13 protein-coding genes are annotated in these 15,669 nt (G+C 44.5%); all 13 read right to left on the bottom strand.

Features of this window, described 5'->3' with window-relative positions; translation table 11 throughout:
- Nucleotides 1-30: 30 nt before the first annotated feature.
- On the bottom strand, nt 31-2,589 hold the full coding sequence (locus C805_RS10320; protein WP_016213766.1) for an ATP-binding response regulator: 2,559 nt from the start codon (nt 2,587-2,589) through the stop codon (nt 31-33).
- Between the two features lie 23 nt (nt 2,590-2,612).
- Nucleotides 2,613-3,638, bottom strand: coding sequence for a response regulator (locus C805_RS10315; protein WP_016213765.1), 1,026 nt, complete (start codon nt 3,636-3,638; stop codon nt 2,613-2,615).
- 15 nt (nt 3,639-3,653) lie between these two features.
- Nucleotides 3,654-4,013 carry an Hpt domain-containing protein gene (locus C805_RS10310; RefSeq protein WP_016213764.1) on the bottom strand — a complete coding sequence of 120 codons (360 nt, stop codon included), beginning with the start codon at nt 4,011-4,013 and terminating at the stop codon, nt 3,654-3,656.
- Between the two features lie 243 nt (nt 4,014-4,256).
- A complete protein-coding gene (locus tag C805_RS10305; protein WP_016213763.1) occupies nt 4,257-5,003 on the bottom strand; it encodes a FlxA-like family protein in 747 nt (248 codons plus the stop codon).
- A gap of 172 nt (nt 5,004-5,175) precedes the next feature.
- Nucleotides 5,176-5,940 (bottom strand): DUF4160 domain-containing protein, encoded by a 765-nt coding sequence (locus C805_RS10300; RefSeq protein ID WP_155957610.1) that lies wholly within the window; start codon nt 5,938-5,940, stop codon nt 5,176-5,178.
- 22 nt (nt 5,941-5,962) lie between these two features.
- On the bottom strand, nt 5,963-7,093 hold the full coding sequence (locus C805_RS25090; protein ID WP_016213761.1) for an AAA family ATPase: 1,131 nt from the start codon (nt 7,091-7,093) through the stop codon (nt 5,963-5,965).
- Complete coding sequence (locus tag C805_RS10290) at nt 7,086-8,234, bottom strand: DUF262 domain-containing protein (RefSeq protein WP_016213760.1); 1,149 nt, start codon at nt 8,232-8,234, stop codon at nt 7,086-7,088. Before C805_RS10290 ends, C805_RS25090 begins: the two co-directional genes overlap by 8 nt.
- 355 nt (nt 8,235-8,589) lie before the next feature.
- Entirely contained in the window at nt 8,590-10,182 is a 1,593-nt protein-coding gene (locus C805_RS10285) for a M56 family metallopeptidase (protein WP_016213759.1), read from the bottom strand.
- Between the two features lie 11 nt (nt 10,183-10,193).
- A complete protein-coding gene (locus C805_RS10280; protein WP_016213758.1) occupies nt 10,194-10,553 on the bottom strand; it encodes a BlaI/MecI/CopY family transcriptional regulator in 360 nt (119 codons plus the stop codon).
- Nucleotides 10,554-10,630: 77 nt separating this feature from the next.
- Nucleotides 10,631-13,654, bottom strand: a complete 3,024-nt coding sequence (locus C805_RS10275) for a DEAD/DEAH box helicase (protein ID WP_016213757.1) — start codon at nt 13,652-13,654, stop codon at nt 10,631-10,633.
- Nucleotides 13,655-13,683: 29 nt separating this feature from the next.
- Nucleotides 13,684-14,364: a dihydrofolate reductase family protein gene (locus C805_RS10270; protein ID WP_016213756.1), complete on the bottom strand. Its 681-nt coding sequence runs from the start codon at nt 14,362-14,364 to the stop codon at nt 13,684-13,686.
- A gap of 146 nt (nt 14,365-14,510) precedes the next feature.
- Nucleotides 14,511-15,218 (bottom strand): class B sortase, encoded by a 708-nt coding sequence (locus C805_RS10265; RefSeq protein ID WP_016213755.1) that lies wholly within the window; start codon nt 15,216-15,218, stop codon nt 14,511-14,513.
- On the bottom strand, nt 15,205-15,432 hold the full coding sequence (locus tag C805_RS10260) for a hypothetical protein (RefSeq protein WP_016213754.1): 228 nt from the start codon (nt 15,430-15,432) through the stop codon (nt 15,205-15,207). The genes C805_RS10265 and C805_RS10260 overlap by 14 nt, the downstream gene beginning before the upstream one ends.
- Between the last annotated feature and the right edge of the window lie 237 nt (nt 15,433-15,669).

Below are 15,669 nucleotides of genomic sequence, written 5' to 3'. Positions count from 1 at the left end.
CTGCCCGATGCGGCAGCCCCGTCTTTCTTTTTATTCTGATTCACCCTGTCCCAGGTATTTCTGTAAGGTACGCATACATTCTTTCAAATCAATGGGTTTTGCAATATGGGCATCCATACCAACCTCAAGACAGTGCTGAGCGTCATCGGAAAACGCATCTGCTGTCATGGCGATAATGGGCAGTCCGTTGTCGGAACGCTCCAGCTTACGGATTGCCACAGTGGCATCGTAGCCATTCATTACCGGCATACGAATATCCATCAGAATTGCATCGTAAAAACCGATTTCCGACGCGTCAAATTTCTCAAGACACTCCTTACCGTTGATTGCCCGCTCCAGAACCAGTCCCACTGAGCCCAGAATCTCACTGATGAATTCCCAGTTTACATCAATATCTTCCGCCAGAAGAATGTGCTTTCCTTCGAAGTCAATTTCTTCTTCCTCATCTTCTTCGTAGGTGATACCTTCCATGTATTTCCGCAGATACAGATACAGGGTGGATTTAAACAGAGGCTTGGAAATAAATCCTTCGATTTCGGATTCTTCCACATCTTCCTCCAGCTCGCTCCAGTCATAGGCGGAAATCAGGAACGCAGGCACTTTCTTGCCCTGGGTAACATTACGCATTTCCCGGATTACCTCAATTCCGTTCATATGAGGCATCTTCCAGTCTACCAGAACAAAATCGTAATCATTGTTCTGAAGATGGCGGTCTTCAATCATGCGGATTGCCTGCCGCCCGTCCAGAGACCACTCCGTATGAACCCCCAGCTCCTGCAAATTGGCAACTGCACTGGTACACAGCTGCTCATTGTCATCCACCACCAGCACATCCCAGTGGGGAAGTACCATGTCTTTTTCATCAATTTCTGACTTCTTTAAATCAAGTACAATATGGAATCTGCTTCCTTTGTTCTGTTCGCTCTTCAGCTCAATGGTACCTTTCATAAGATCCACAATGGCTTTCGTAATGGACATTCCCAGACCGGTTCCCATTATCTTTGCCACCTGGTCGGAATTTTCCCGCTCAAAACTGTCAAAAATTTTCCGCTGGAATTCTTCTGACATTCCAATTCCCGTATCCTCTACAATAAAATGCGTACGCACATATTCCTCTCCCTGAGGAGATTCTTCCTGATAAAGGTGTACGTCAATCCGCCCTTCTTCCGGTGTGAATTTTGTGGCATTGGACAAAAGATTCAAAAGTACCTGGTTCAGACGCACGGAATCGCAGAGCACATTCTCTGTCTGTATGGACTGTATGAAAATATCAAAATACTGATTTTTGGATTTCACCTGAGGCTGCATAATATTTACAATATCATCCATTGCCTCCCGCAGAGACATCTGGTTCATATTCAGCGTCATCTTTCCGCTTTCAATCTTCGACATATCCAGAACATCATTGATCAGCCCCAGCAAATGCTTGCTTGACAGCTTCACTTTGTTCAGGCAGTCCACCACACGTTCGGGGTCTCTGATATTTTTCAGCGCTATCTCCGTCATACCGATAATAGCATTCATGGGCGTGCGGATATCATGGCTCATACTGGAAAGGAATTCACTCTTGGCTTTATCGGACTGAATCGCCTTATTTCTGGCCCTGTTCAGTTCTTCCATCTGTTTGATGGAAAATTTAAAGTATTTGATAAACATCACTGACATTGCAACCAGAATCATAATAGAAGAAGCAATCATAATAATTATCCGCTGTACGTCCAGGCTGCTGATGGGCGTATCCATGGCTTCGCTGTTCATAACAGTAACCAGATACCAGTCCACATTTTCCGCGATTGGCGTGCAGTATGTATATCTCTTTTCCCCATTAATGGAAACCAGCTTGGAATAGGCCTCTCCCTTTTCAATGGCAGACTGAAGCTCCTGCACATACGTCTCCGCCCCGCCTCTCCGGTTATCCTGCACTTCCGAGATAATACGGTCAAAGTAACTTTCCCGGTATGCATTTCCGCTTCGAATTACAAAATTCCCTTCTGCATCAATGATATGGGAATAAATAAGAGTCTCACCTGAATCCAGGAACAACGCTTCCTTCAGATAGTCCATGGGAACCCCTGCCAGCAAGGCAGCGCTTTCTTCACCATTTTCCATGGGATATGCCGCTTCTTTCCCCAGAATAAGCATCCTCTCTCCTGCCCCGTTGATTCCCATTGCCACAATATTTCCATCACTGTCCAGAGAACTCAGAATGCTTTCCGGGTCATAAACATCCATTTCATGACCGTAAATGTTTTCCATTTTACCATCCTCTGAACACAGAGCAAGAAAATCAAACTCTCTCACTTCCCCGCTAAAAGCAATGTCTTGCAGCATTTCCTCGCCGTACACCGCAGATTCCGGCGGGGTACGTCTGACAATTCCTTCTATCTGGTCCAGGCGCAGCTCAATCACCGTACTGAATTTCTGCTGGAGCTGAATATTCATCTCTGAAAGATAAATCTCGCTGATCTCGTCAATAGTGTCTGAGGTTCTTTTCCCCATAATCAGAACCAGCCCGATGAATACTATGACGCATATACTGATTACGCTGATAAAGCTGTTTCTCAAAAATTTCTTAATGTTCGTTTCCATATATTCCTCCACACCGCACACATTTAATTCACTGCGTTATAGTACCTGTCAATCTCCCTTTTACACTTTACCAGCAAACCCGGAAGTTCCGGTCTGATTGCACCCACATCGCGCATCAGAGCCCCTCTTACAAATTCAAACTGCATATTATTATGCTCGCGGTAACGGTAAAACATATTATCAAACTCGTCCACCAGCCTGCACATCTGTGTAAAAACCGTATTATGATTTCCCATAACCTTATGGGGAAATCCGTTTCCATCATACCTCTCATGGTGATGGGCGCACATATCCCCGCATATATGTACAAAATACTCACAATGTCTGGAATAATTCAGATGAATAATGCTGGAACCGGCTCCTGTATGGCCGTATATATCATTACTCATTTCATCCTGTTTTGAAGATTTGAATTTAAAATTATTAGGGAGCAGCATATTGCCGATATCGCAGAAAAATGCTGCTCTGCTTACCAGTTTTACATAAATCTGATCTGTTTCGTCCAGATCGTTAAAATACCCATACAGCAGAATTTCCATCAAATCTGCCATGCGTTCATAATGCCCGCAGTCCAGCCCAAAATTTTTCAAAAACCGCCGGTAAATCCCCTCCAGATCTGCAATATATTTCATCGTCTCCTGAATATCCTCTTCCGTAAGACTGTTTCTGCCCAGCATTCCCAGTTTGGTTTCCAGACGCCACAGCACTTCTGCCCGGTCATAAGGTTTACGGATAAACCCGGAAATATGATACTGAGCAGCATTGGCCACGTTTTCTCTGGTGGCTTCCGCCGTAATCAGAAAAACCGGAATATTATTAAGCCTGTTCTCCTCCATGCGTTTCAGTACCCCAAATCCATCCATTACCGGCATAGATACATCCAAAAGAATCGCGTCCAGGCTGTTTCCTTCTTTCAGAATTTTCTCTACACCTGCAGAACCATTCTCTGCTTCCGTGGTGGAAAATTCCTCACTCAGAATATTCTTCAGCACTTCGCGATCCACTTCAGAATCATCAATGATCAATATTTTTTTATAATCCTTCGTCATCTTACCAGCCCAATACTACTTCTTTTCCACAGAACTTTCTATAGCATTTAAAATCTTTTCCTGAACAGGCAGAATTTTTACAAGGATATCTCTCGCTTCTTCCGGCTGGCCGCCCCGCAGCAGATTTACAATCTCTGTATAGGCATCATAAAGAGGAGTAACGGAAAGATTTCCGGCTGCTCCTTTAATGGCATGGGCTTTCTCTGTAATATCGTCATAAGCAGCATTATCATAATCAGGTTCAAAAGAATATGTCTTCATCATTTTTAAAAATGTGCCCAGCATTTTCTTATATATAGCGGCGTTTCCTCCCAGACGTTTCACGCCCTCATCCACACTTACTCCCAATTCTCTTAACTCATCCAGTAAATTCATAAGAACAACTCCTTCTTCCTAATGCTTCGCGTAATTATCTTCCTTATATTATGTATTCAGTCTCTGTGACAGCGTTCTGTGTCCTCTCCGGCCGCACACTATCTGCCCACATTATAACACAGTTCTTTTTTTCCCGCAACTGATTTCCGCGCCTTTAAAAGGCATTCGGATATTTCCGAATGCCTTCCGACATGAATCTGCATATTCTTCATCTGTAAAATCTTCTTTTTACTGCTCTGTGTTTTACAGCCGGATATCAATGGAAGCCCTTTTCTGTTCTTCCTCTTTTTTCTGTGAGCCGGCTGCTTTGTTATCCTCTTTTTCTGTCTTTTTATCGTCAGCTTTTTCTGTCTTTTTATCGTCAGCTTTTTCTGCTGCCTCATGGGAAACCTGTGCATTCCGTATTTCACTGTCCGCCTCTCCCAGTGTATCCAGCTGAACTGAGGATGCATGTTCCGCCCGCTGCTCCAGCTCTGCAAGTTCTTCCTGTTTGGCTGTTACATCACCGCGGCCTGCATCCTGCCTGATCTCTGTTTTCAGAATACTGGTTCTGTTCTCCATCTCTTTCGCCACACCGCCCTGTAACTGTGCCTGGTCCAGAGCAGCCTCTGCAGAAATCATGGCTTTCATTCCGGTCCGGGACAAACCGGAATTTCCCTCTTTTCCTTTGGATACCGATCTGTTTTTGCCCAACATATCATCCATGGACGTCCCTTTCTCCTGATTTCCCGCCCTGCTGGCAGCTTCTCTGCGCAGTTCCACCTGATGCTGTTTCAACTGGTTCTGCAAATCATGAATTTCCTGCATGATTTCCTGACGTTTCTTCCGTTTTGTTTCCATATCCAGTTCCTGTCTGGAAGAAAGGTTCTGAAGTTCTTTCTGCTTATCGGCAATCTGTTTCTGAATATTTTTACTTACGGAATCTGTCTGCTGCAGTCCCGCCTGTCCCGGCCGGGACATTACTCCGTTGTTCATCCCACCGATTCTCATGGTTCGACCTCCTGTCTGCTCATCTGAAATCCCCTTCGGGTACATTTTTGTTTCCATACAAATCACAGGTGCTCTGCCGGTACCATATGATTTGTATCACATTTCGGAAGGAGGCCGGCGCCTGGTGAGTGAAATGTTTTTAATCGTCTGATTTCTGTTGTGAACAGGAAAATTACAGATTCCCGTGAAGATTATCCCAGGCTTCTTTTAATTCTTCTTTATGTACTCGATACCACTCCTCTATTTCTGAAATCATTTGGGGGTGCCATCTTTTCTTTCCACCTGCATACAGCTTTCCGTCACTCAACTTAAACACCGCTGAAAATTCATTACTGGAAACATGAAAATGAGGTGGATGAAAATCGAACTCATTGGCCCGTATCTCTATCATGTATTTCTGTCCAATTCTCCAGGTTCTTATTTCCGCCTCTTTATCCCACCAGTGAGGTGTAAAAATATTATCTATTTTATATTCTTCCTCTCTGTTTAAATATTGAACCCGAACAGAAAGTTTTTCCTCTCCGTACGCCTGATGAAGAAAAGATATAATTTTGCCTTCTGTTTCAACTGCTTTTGAAAAACAGTTGACTGTATCAAATTTTTCACAATACTCCAGGTCAAAATAATATTCTTTCACCCGAATCTTTTCATCTTCGGTATTTTCCCAGAAAGGCCCTTCGCGCGCAAGTTTTGTCAGCTGTATTTTAAATGCTGCATACTCGCCTGACCGTTCATTTTTCTTTTGTGGAATATTTCCCAGAGATACTCCATTACAGATTTCAGACTGCCAGAATGTATCTCTTTTCCAGATAATATTTCCGTTTCCTTCACGCACCTTTTTCAAAACCGGCAAAGTATACTCACGTAAAGAAGTATAAAATTCATCCAAATCATTAAACTGTCCTCTTAATGAATATTCGTTCAGGTAATAATCCATCTTCTTTCGTACCCCTTTTAACTCAGATTCCCAGCATTCTGTCCAGATCAATCTCAAACTGGTCAAATAAATCCTTTATATCCATCTCCTCGTTTAATCCCACTATTTTTCCAAACTTTTCAAATATAATGGGATTGCACTGAGTCTCATATTGCTCGTTTACAGCAAAAAAATGAACCTTTATATGTTCCTGCTCCATCTCCCCTGTGGCGACTCCTGCACGTATCCCATTAAAAATATGATCACTATGGGTTTCCAAAAACAGCTGACGTCCTGACCGGCTGACAAAATACAAAAATTCGCATAATCTGGACTGTGCCCTGGGATGAAGATGTATTTCAGGATTTTCAATAATAATTACTGCACCTTTTTCAGCACCAAGACATGTGATGATAATGCTGATTAAATAACTGATACCGGAACCTACATTCACCGGCCTGCAATACAATGCCTCAGAACTGATATTTGCGGGATTATTGTTATATTTTACCTGTAAATAATTTGTTTTTTTTAAATCATTAACATATAAGGTTGTACCCACGATATAGTTCAGCCAGTAATTTACCTGTTCCAGCAGGCTATTCGTAATACTGTCATCTTTTACCGCTGTATCAACTGGCTGCAACTGATTTTTAAGCAGATATGCCATTGCATATTCTCCATCTACGCCAAAATCCCTTTCTTCCATCATATTTTTTGTATAAATATCACTGGCTCCTGTCCTGTGACAGGATAAGTAATGAAACTGACTGTTCTCAGAAAGAAATACGGACTGCTCTTTTACATAATCCTCTGTATTTGCATAATTCAGAATATCTTTCTCCGGTTCAGATGCATATACTTTATAAGTATCTCTTTTCTTATCTTCCGCAAATTCAATCCATGCCGCCTTTTCTTTTCCTTTTTCCCATACCTCTATTTTTATGGTCTCACTCGACATATAATGGTTCCTCACTTCGCGAAATTCTCCCAGAGAAACCAGCTTTCCATTTAGCCCGACGGTACTTTTCCCATTCTGCGCCATCAGCAGCAATGCCTGCAGAAATGTTGACTTTCCCGATGAATTTGTACCAACCAGTAAATTAATATCTGAACATTTTACCGTTAATTCCCGAATTGATTTTAAGGCTTTAATATGAATTTTTTCAATCATTACAAATCACCTCAGCTAAATTTTCCATTAACATGAATCTTCTGTATACCTTTGCCGGATAATCTCTGCTGTTTCCAATCAGATCCAGAAATTCCGCACTGGTTATCACCTGATACAGTCCTTCCTTTATTTTCTCCTCATCTGTGTCCTGGTCTTTTTCTATTAACAACGCCATAAAATACAACGTTGTCTCAAAAATATTCATGTTAATAGGTTTTGAACCATTCAGTTCTTTACGAAACGCTCCCCTGCCTAAAATGTCCCCTGCCATAGCCAGACTTTTTAACGTCAGTTCCTTTATCTTAGCCAATGCTTCCTCTTCCTCGTTGTTTAACTGCTGCAACATTACTTCAATCAGCTCATCCACATCTCCGTTATACTCATATTCTGCCCCATCTTTCATTAAACATTTCTGAAACAGCAAATAAAAAGACAAAAATCTTGTCACCAGATAAGAACCTTTCATTCTGCTGTCCTTTTCATGTTTTTTACGTGTAACATTGACAAATTCCTCTGTCTTTGTAATATCCGTTATCATATCCAGGCCTCTGCCATGATACAGTGCATTTCTGATTTCCTGCTTATTTAACAAAGTTCCTCCCCGATTCACCCGGTCAAAAATATCAAATAATATTTTATCCGGCGTTGGAGGGAGGATTACATGAGAGTATACCTGATAATCTTCCAGTTGCGACTGATAAATCCCCAGTTTTCCCGTCAGATCTCCAAACTTTTTTTCATTCAGAAATGACAGAATTTTAAGGGATTTCAGAGCAAATTTATTATTCAGAAAATCAAACAGTGTTGACAGCCTCTGTTTCCCGTCTACCACCACATATGTAGCATTATCCTGCTGTTTAAAATAAAAGATGGGCAGCGGAAGCCCCATTAAAATACTTTCGATCAATTCATACTTCTGCTTTTTTTCCCATACTTCATTTCTTTGAAATTCCACCTCTAATACCAGTTGTTTCTTTCTGTATTTCCTGTAAAGTTCATAAATTGAAAAATCCTTTTTTGTTACCCGCACCAGCTCAAAGACAGGCCTTTCCTCTTCCCCTGAATACTTCAGTTCTTCCAGTTCTTCTGTATTTTCCACAGAAACTTCGTCTTCCTCGTAACTTTCCATATAATCAGCCATTGGCAGCCTCCATATCTGTTATATTACTTTTCAGGATCAGGGTGTCAAAAAGGTGCTTTTGACACCCTGATCTTTTCAGTAAATTACACATATCATATTTCCTGTTTTTTACAGTCTAACACAAAACTCATATTCTTGCTACCAAAAGTATCATAAGAGGGCTTCTGCCTGTCGAAAAGATACTTTCACGCCTTAACATGACAAAGCATTTCCCGCAAAGAGAAAAGAGAACTGCCTGAAAAGACAGCTCTCAATAATGATTTATCGTATATGATTTTTCCGATGGCATAAACTAAAAGATAATAACAGTCAATAATTCTCTCTGTAGAAGCGCTCTGCCCGTAAGTAATATGTCTCACAGCTCAAGCCCCGTATCTTCCACGGACTTTTGCATTTCTTCTCTGGTCACTTCCGCAAAAGAAATTATCTTATCCTTTGCATCACGTTTGATCAGCAGATATGTTGTCTCCGATTCCGGAATATCCTGGCAGCCGTCACAATAGATAAAATGTCCGGCATCGTACAGGACCGCAATCTGTTTTTCCTTATATTTTCCCTCTTCTGTCACACCGTACTTTCTGTATTCCTCCGGAAAATCAATTTGAGTGATTCCGTCTGTTTCAAGAGCGCCTTCGGAAGCGTCATAATCCCCCTCTGCCTGCGGCTCTTCCAGATTAATGAATCCGCTTTCCTCCGCTGAAGCCTCTCCATAGATCTGCTCGGAATCAATACGTTCCTCCGCACCCAGACTGCCATCCACGTAAGGCACATGGGGCGCCGGAATCCGGACAGTCAGCCTGTCATCTTCTTCCTGATATCCCGCTTCATGCTCCGCTGCCTCCTGTTTCGCCGCCTTTGTTTCCTCCGCACTTTTCTGAGCTGCGGAAGTGGCGAATAAGACAGCAACAAAAACCACCAGCACTGCCCCGCCTGCTGTTTCTGCCAGCCCGAATCTCTTCTTTTTCATAATCGCAACAATCCTTTCTTCCATGGCATTTCTGCCAAAAGGCAGTTTCCTGTGAGATGAAAATCTGCCAAATCCATTTCCCCAGGACATAACATGATTTCTGCGTTCTGCCAGACTGATTAAAGAAAGCGCATACATTTTTCCGGATTCCTGTCCAAAATGCCGAATTACCCGTTCATCACAGGCCAGTTCCATATCCCGGCCGGCCAGAACATACATTACCCACACCAGAGGATTCCACCAGTGTACGCATATTCCGGTTACCAGCAGCAGCTTCCGGAGCACATCAAATCTGCAGATATGCACCAGCTCATGGGTAAGTACCAGCTCCATCTGTCTGGAATTCTCCCATTCCATTCCTCCGGGAAGTAAAATCACAGGGCGCAGCACCCCGTAAGTCATGGGCGTTGCAAGAAGATCGGTCTGACGCACCTGCACCCGGCGTTTCACAGGAAAAGAACTCACAAACTTCTGGACAGCCTCATCTTCCACCGGCAGCGCCATGCAAAATTCCCGCCGGCATTTCAGATAAGTAAACCCGTAAAACACAGCGGTCCCCAATACCCCGGCCAGATAGAGCAGGCGCCATGGGAAAAGGTTCCTCCAGTCCCTGACCTGTTTTCCGGAATCCGGAATCGCATTTCCATCCCCTCTGCCGCTTCCCGCTGAATCCTGTTCTTTGGATCCTGCTTTTTTCACAACAGAGTTCTGTTCCAAAGTCTCACTGCTGTTCCAGTCTGTGTCTGACATCCGGAAAATTTCCGGCAGCCCGGCCGGATTTAATTCCACGCCGCAGATTTCCAGCAATGTATATACATTGCAGGGCGCTGGTACGGAAACGGGAACCAGCAGGCGCAGAAAGGCTATAGTCCACAAAACCAGAAACGTCCCTGCCGGCAGCCTGTTCCGAAACAGCCTGCGCACCGGAAGAATCGCCAGAATCAATATTCCTCCTGCAACACTCATTTCCCACAAACTCATCTGCTGTCACCTCATTCCAGTTCTTCCACCATCTGTTTCAGTCTGCAAATCTGTCCCGGGGACAGCTGCTTCCTGCTGAGCAATGCCGCAAACAGCTTGTCGGCAGAACCATCGTAAACTCTGTTAATGAGTTCCTGCGTTTCCGCTTCCTGGACTTCCTCTTTGGGAATCAGTGCCCGGCACATGAAATTCGGCTCAGAACGCTCAATGGCTCCCTTTTTTATACATCGTTTGATTAAGGTGTAGGTGGTATTTTTATTCCAGCCCACCTCTTCCTTCAATACGCCGGCAATGTATCTGGCCGTGGTATCGCCTTCCCGCCACAACACGTCCATCACCTTCAGTTCAGAATCAAATAATTTTACATCCATTGTCAGTCCTCCAAAAAACTACTGCAGTAGTCTATATATTTATACTACTACAGTAGTTTCATTTTGTCAACTATGTCTTAACTGCTGCGGAAGAAATTCATAAGAATTTCCTTGATATGATTGTACCTTCTGGCATAGGAATTCTCCACCTGGATCACCTGCAGATCAAATTTCCGGCAAAGTTCCTGTTTCTGTTCTTCCCGCCGTTTCCGCACTTCCTCTTCCAGATGTTCTCTGCCTTCCAGTTCAATGGCCAGTACCGGTATTTCCTTTTCTTTCTGCTGCTCATACACCACGAAATCAAACCTGTCAGCATAAAACAGTTCCGGCCCCTGTCCGGGCAGAATATCTGAAACAGCCACCTCCCGCTGTATCTGGAAACGGTTCTGGGTCAGCCAGATATTTTCCAGGGCATGATTCAGATTTTTCAGAAATGCTTCCTCTGTGGCAGAGCTGAAGGGCTTAACCCCAAGGGCTCTGGAATTTGCCTGTTTTCCGGTGACCTGGGATTTCCCGTTCCTCCTGGTATACTGTATCAGCTCATACAGATCGTCCTCTCCGTCCTGCTGGTGCAGCCGCTCCAGATTTTTCAGGTCCGACAGTATAATCAGCCTGTCTTTTGCTCTGGAAGTAGCCACATTAATCAGCTCTTTGTTGTTTTTCAGCCATTCATAGGTGCCTGCCTGAGTCTGGGATGTAATGGCTGTGGAAAACAGTACAATGTCTTTTTCATCTCCCTGAAAAGCATGAACGGTACCGCAGTCCACATTGGACAGACGCGCCTGCTTAAGCCCCTCCTCCAACAGCTTTTTCTGGTTTACAAAAGGAGTAATCACCCCAATGGTTTTATCTCTGTTTTTTCCGGCGTATTTTATGATTTCTTCCACTTCCCCAGGCGCGGTATTTTTTCCGCTGCTCTGACTGTCTCTCACATCCAGATACAGAAGAGGTTCCGGTTCCCGGCTTTCGGTTTTGATACAGAGCTTTTCATTATAGTATTTTTTATTGTTAAATCCGATGATTTTCTCATGACAGCGGTAATGATAGTGAAGGAGAATTTCATCATTTACCGCATCACAGGCCAGAAAGGTTTTGTAAATGGAATTTTTCCGGTAATCGTATTCTTCCGGAACGTTGTATTTTTTCCTGAGTTTCTGATTGACCATTTCCTCCAGCTGAATCACCGGGTTAAGCTGCTGGGGGTCTCCCACCATCATCAGGCTGCTGCCCCGGATCACGGGCACCAGAGAAACGGCTGTGTTACACTGGCTGGCTTCATCCATAATCACCATGTCAAACATGGGCGCAGGCTCTCCCAGCTTATGGGCGGAAATGCAGGTGGTAGCCACTATGGGAAAAATTTCCTGAAGTTTTTTTATATTTTCCTTCCTGCTCAGATATCTGGAAAAATCCTCCAGACGTGTCTTCTTATTTTCATTGAAAACAATTTCTTTCAAATCCTTATGTCTGGGCAGATCCAGTTTCCGGATATATCTGGCGGAAGTGTAATACAGATATTTTTTCAGGTCTTCCACCTTGTCATCCAGCAGGGAAAATGCTTCTTCCTCGGTAATACTCCCTGTCTTTTCCATTCTGCGTTTTACCTGCTCCATCTGCCTGCCCTGCAAATCTGCCTGGAAGGGCAGCATCTGAACGGACAGGCTGCCGCCTTCATATTCCAGCATCCGGCTGATGGTTTCTCTGCGTTCTTCCAGATCCAGCAGTTCCTCATATCTGCGCAGCAAATCAGAAAGTTTCCTGGCCCGTTCAATTCTGTCATCCCGGTTCCTGTCCAGGGTGGACGTGAAAATTTTAACGGATATGGTCTGTTCATATACTGCCTGGATATGTTCCAGCGCTTCCTGCATTTTCTCACTGTTTCCAAGACGCAGCACCGGAAAGGGAATGGTTTTGTCCTGGTATTTCATGGACAGCAGTTTTTCCACCACTCCGTTGATGGGGTGATTGTTATACGACACAAACAGCACGGTCTTTTCATTGAAAAAGGCCGTGACAATGGTGTTGATTATGGTGCTGGTTTTTCCGGTTCCCGGCGGCCCCTGGATATAGGCAACGGGATATTTCATGGCGTTATTGATGGCCAGAAGCTGGTCCAGATTCACCTTCTGTTCTGCAAGTACCACCGGATACGCCTTTCTCCGGCGGGGTCTGCGCACCATTTCACCAAAAAATGCCTGAATGGGGGCTGTCACTTCCTCTTTCTGATACATGTCTGTGACAGCCTCATATTCTTTGTGCAAATCCAGTATAATATCCATGCCCAGACCAATCAGGTAAGGCATGTCATCTACGCCCACAGCCTGTCTGCTGTGGTTTGTAATACATTCCTTAATCTGTTCCTGATTCTGCTCAAACTCCTTCAGCAGTTCATATTCCTCCCCGTCCAGAAATTTCCGCACATTTTCTTTTACTCCGTCCAGGGTGTATTCGGTGCAGATAACAATCTCATCGTCAGGCCGCAGAACCCGCTGCTTTACATCAAGCTGCAGCTTCCGGTAAGCCAGCACATACAGTCCCCGGGGCGTGGGAATGCTGAGTACGTTTATGGCAAGCTGCTGTATTTTCAGCTTTCCTTCCCTGTTTCGCTTTTCCGTGGTTTTGTACTGGAACTGTTTCACAATCATACGGAACTGGTCTTCATTCAGCAGATACTCTTCTCCCCGGAAGCTCTCCCGGTCCAGATACCGTATCAGTTCAAAATCGGAATAATAAGGAACCGTATCCATGCGGTTGCACAGCTCCAGATAATTCAGTATTTTCAGATTTGCCGAATGTTCAAACAAATCCTTGTATTTACGGGGATTTTCTTCCATATCCCGTACCAGCTTCTCATTTACGGGACAATAAGAACCTTCCACAACGGAGGAAGAAAGAATGGAGTCAATATAAATCGCTTCAAAGGTTTCGGTGGTGTACCTGCCCAGATGCAGACCTTCCACTTTCATGGTGCGCTTTGCCGGATTCAGGTCATATATCCCAATCCAGTATCTTGAAATCTGCTCTTCTCTGTTACGATATTCAATGCTCATCCATCTGCCCTCATGGATGGCTCTGAAAATATCACGGCAAATGCTGTTCATCCTGTGTGCTCCCTGTTCTTCCGCTGCATTCAGCTGATTACTTTATATTGTAACCGCAGATAAGAGTCCTTCAGTGTCTCGCATCCGGTCAGCTTCAGAACGCCCAGCTGTTTCAGTTCCTCCTGCCTGGTCAGGGATTTTCCATCAATCAGCCCGGATGTATCCTTTCCGCCCACAAGAACAGGCGCCACCACAATATCCACATAATCCAGCAGCTTTTCCCGCAAAAACATTCCGTTCAGCGTTCCCCCTGTCTGCAGGGTAATTCTCTCACAGCCAAAGTCTCTCCCAAGCTGTTCCAGCACCCCTTTCAAATCCAGTTTTTCCTGAAATATTATGCTGAGGTTTTCCTCTCTGCATGCAAAAGCCGGATGACAGGAATTGGTTGTAACCAGCACAAATTTCTGAGACCGCCCGCAAAAGTAACGAACGCCCTGTTCATTCAGATGATGATTGTCAATTATCACAAAAGAAACCGGCGTCTTTGGAGGAACCGGTTTCTCATTGACTCCCATTTTTGCCTGTACCCGCCCGGAATTCAGCGCCCACAGATCCGTGGTCTGCTCAATCTCATAATACTGTTCCAGCCCTTCCCGGACTCCGTCTATTTTCGGTAAATCCTGGTCAAAATCAAGGGCGTCATCCGCACCTGTGCTTATTCTGCCGTCTACAGACATCAGCATAAATAAAGTAGTTATCGGTCTGTCCATTTTGAAACCTCTCTTTCTGAACTTTCTTTAACTACTATTATACGTTCCCATGCAGTGCCGGTCAATGAGCAGAAACATATCCTCAAATATTTCTGCCATCTCGCCCCTGTCTGATGCACCATTGGAACAGCGTCTCTCATCCGGCGTCATTCCAATGGCAATACTGCCTGCACAATAAGTCTCTGATTCCGCCATCCGGTACAGGTGGATAATGTCACGATTCCTGCCATATTGCTGAAATCGGCGTCAATGGCATACATGGATTCTGCCGCTGCCTGCCTGGCATACTCCTCCAGCTCCTCTTTATCCCTGAACTTAAGCCTGTAGGCCTCTCCGTCCGCTTTCACACGCCGGACGGAAAAAACAGGGCAGACATAGAAAGAATCCGATGTAATAATGTGAAAAGTGCTGTGTTCCTTAAAATAATTTTCTGATTCATATTGTTTCAGCAGGCCAAACATCTTTCCGTCCGCACCGTTATGTCCGTAAATAATAAAATGAAAACTCTCTTTATCTGAACGGCAGTCCAGAAACAGACTGCCGCATACATTTTCCCTTCCATCCGGCAGATGATTCAGGTAATACTGGTTATCCATACCGGACATAACAGGATAATTGACCGACGTGCCCGGAATCTGAAGCCAGGCCGCCAGACCGGGATATTCTCCGGCCAACTCAGATACATACCGGGGAAACCGGGATACTTCCTCTGCCGCCGCAGCTTTTGCTGTCTGCCGGTAAAATCTGTCTCCCTGGCGCAGTTCCCCAAACTGAACTGCCAGCGCCCCAAGAGCTCCTGCAAAAACCAGCAGAATGACAAGATAAAAAAATCGAAACCATTTATTTCCTTTCATTTCTTTTCTCCGATAAAAAACCGTACAGTGTCATGATTACCAGAAAAATCCCTGATAAAACTGCAATTACAGCCAGCAGCCAGGTATGATTTCCCGTCCGGTGAATACCGGCGCCATCAGAGGAATCTCTGGCGTCCCGGCTTTCCATATCTTCCACCGCCTCTGTCAGCAGCACGGTCTGACATTTCCTTTTCACCGGAAATAACTGCAGCATCAGAATCTCCTGAGCTATCAGAAGCGTCCTGTAAGAAAGATCCTTCCGAAGTATCTGAACCGGCAGAAAATTCTTTTATCCGAATTGCCCCGGCCCCCTGTCATCTGCGATATACTTACAGCAGCATCTCATACAACTCCGATCATCACACGGACATGGCTGTTTTTCTCTTTACCGGAGAGAATAAATATTTACTTACTTCCGGCGATAAACAAACCGCTCTGCAGCGGTATGTTT

The sequence above is a fragment of the Eubacterium sp. 14-2 genome (assembly GCF_000403845.2).
Classification (GTDB): Bacteria; Bacillota; Clostridia; order Lachnospirales; family Lachnospiraceae; genus Petralouisia.
Note: the sequence above shows the minus strand (reverse complement) of the source record. Positions and strands in the feature narration are given on the sequence as shown.

Excerpts from the sequence above, each read along its gene's own strand:
- C805_RS10320 (WP_016213766.1), bottom strand. The coding sequence starts at position 2,589 with ATGGAAACGAACATTAAGAAATTTTTGAGAAACAGCTTTATCAGCGTA.
- C805_RS10315 (WP_016213765.1), bottom strand. The coding sequence starts at position 3,638 with ATGACGAAGGATTATAAAAAAATATTGATCATTGATGATTCTGAAGTG.
- C805_RS10310 (WP_016213764.1), bottom strand. The coding sequence starts at position 4,013 with ATGAATTTACTGGATGAGTTAAGAGAATTGGGAGTAAGTGTGGATGAG.
- C805_RS10305 (WP_016213763.1), bottom strand. The coding sequence starts at position 5,003 with ATGAGAATCGGTGGGATGAACAACGGAGTAATGTCCCGGCCGGGACAG.
- C805_RS10300 (WP_155957610.1), bottom strand. The coding sequence starts at position 5,940 with ATGGATTATTACCTGAACGAATATTCATTAAGAGGACAGTTTAATGAT.
- C805_RS25090 (WP_016213761.1), bottom strand. The coding sequence starts at position 7,093 with ATGATTGAAAAAATTCATATTAAAGCCTTAAAATCAATTCGGGAATTA.
- C805_RS10290 (WP_016213760.1), bottom strand. The coding sequence starts at position 8,234 with ATGGCTGATTATATGGAAAGTTACGAGGAAGACGAAGTTTCTGTGGAA.
- C805_RS10285 (WP_016213759.1), bottom strand. The coding sequence starts at position 10,182 with ATGAGTTTGTGGGAAATGAGTGTTGCAGGAGGAATATTGATTCTGGCG.
- C805_RS10280 (WP_016213758.1), bottom strand. The coding sequence starts at position 10,553 with ATGGATGTAAAATTATTTGATTCTGAACTGAAGGTGATGGACGTGTTG.
- C805_RS10275 (WP_016213757.1), bottom strand. The coding sequence starts at position 13,654 with ATGAACAGCATTTGCCGTGATATTTTCAGAGCCATCCATGAGGGCAGA.
- C805_RS10270 (WP_016213756.1), bottom strand. The coding sequence starts at position 14,364 with ATGGACAGACCGATAACTACTTTATTTATGCTGATGTCTGTAGACGGC.
- C805_RS10265 (WP_016213755.1), bottom strand. The coding sequence starts at position 15,218 with ATGAAAGGAAATAAATGGTTTCGATTTTTTTATCTTGTCATTCTGCTG.
- C805_RS10260 (WP_016213754.1), bottom strand. The coding sequence starts at position 15,432 with ATGCTGCAGTTATTTCCGGTGAAAAGGAAATGTCAGACCGTGCTGCTG.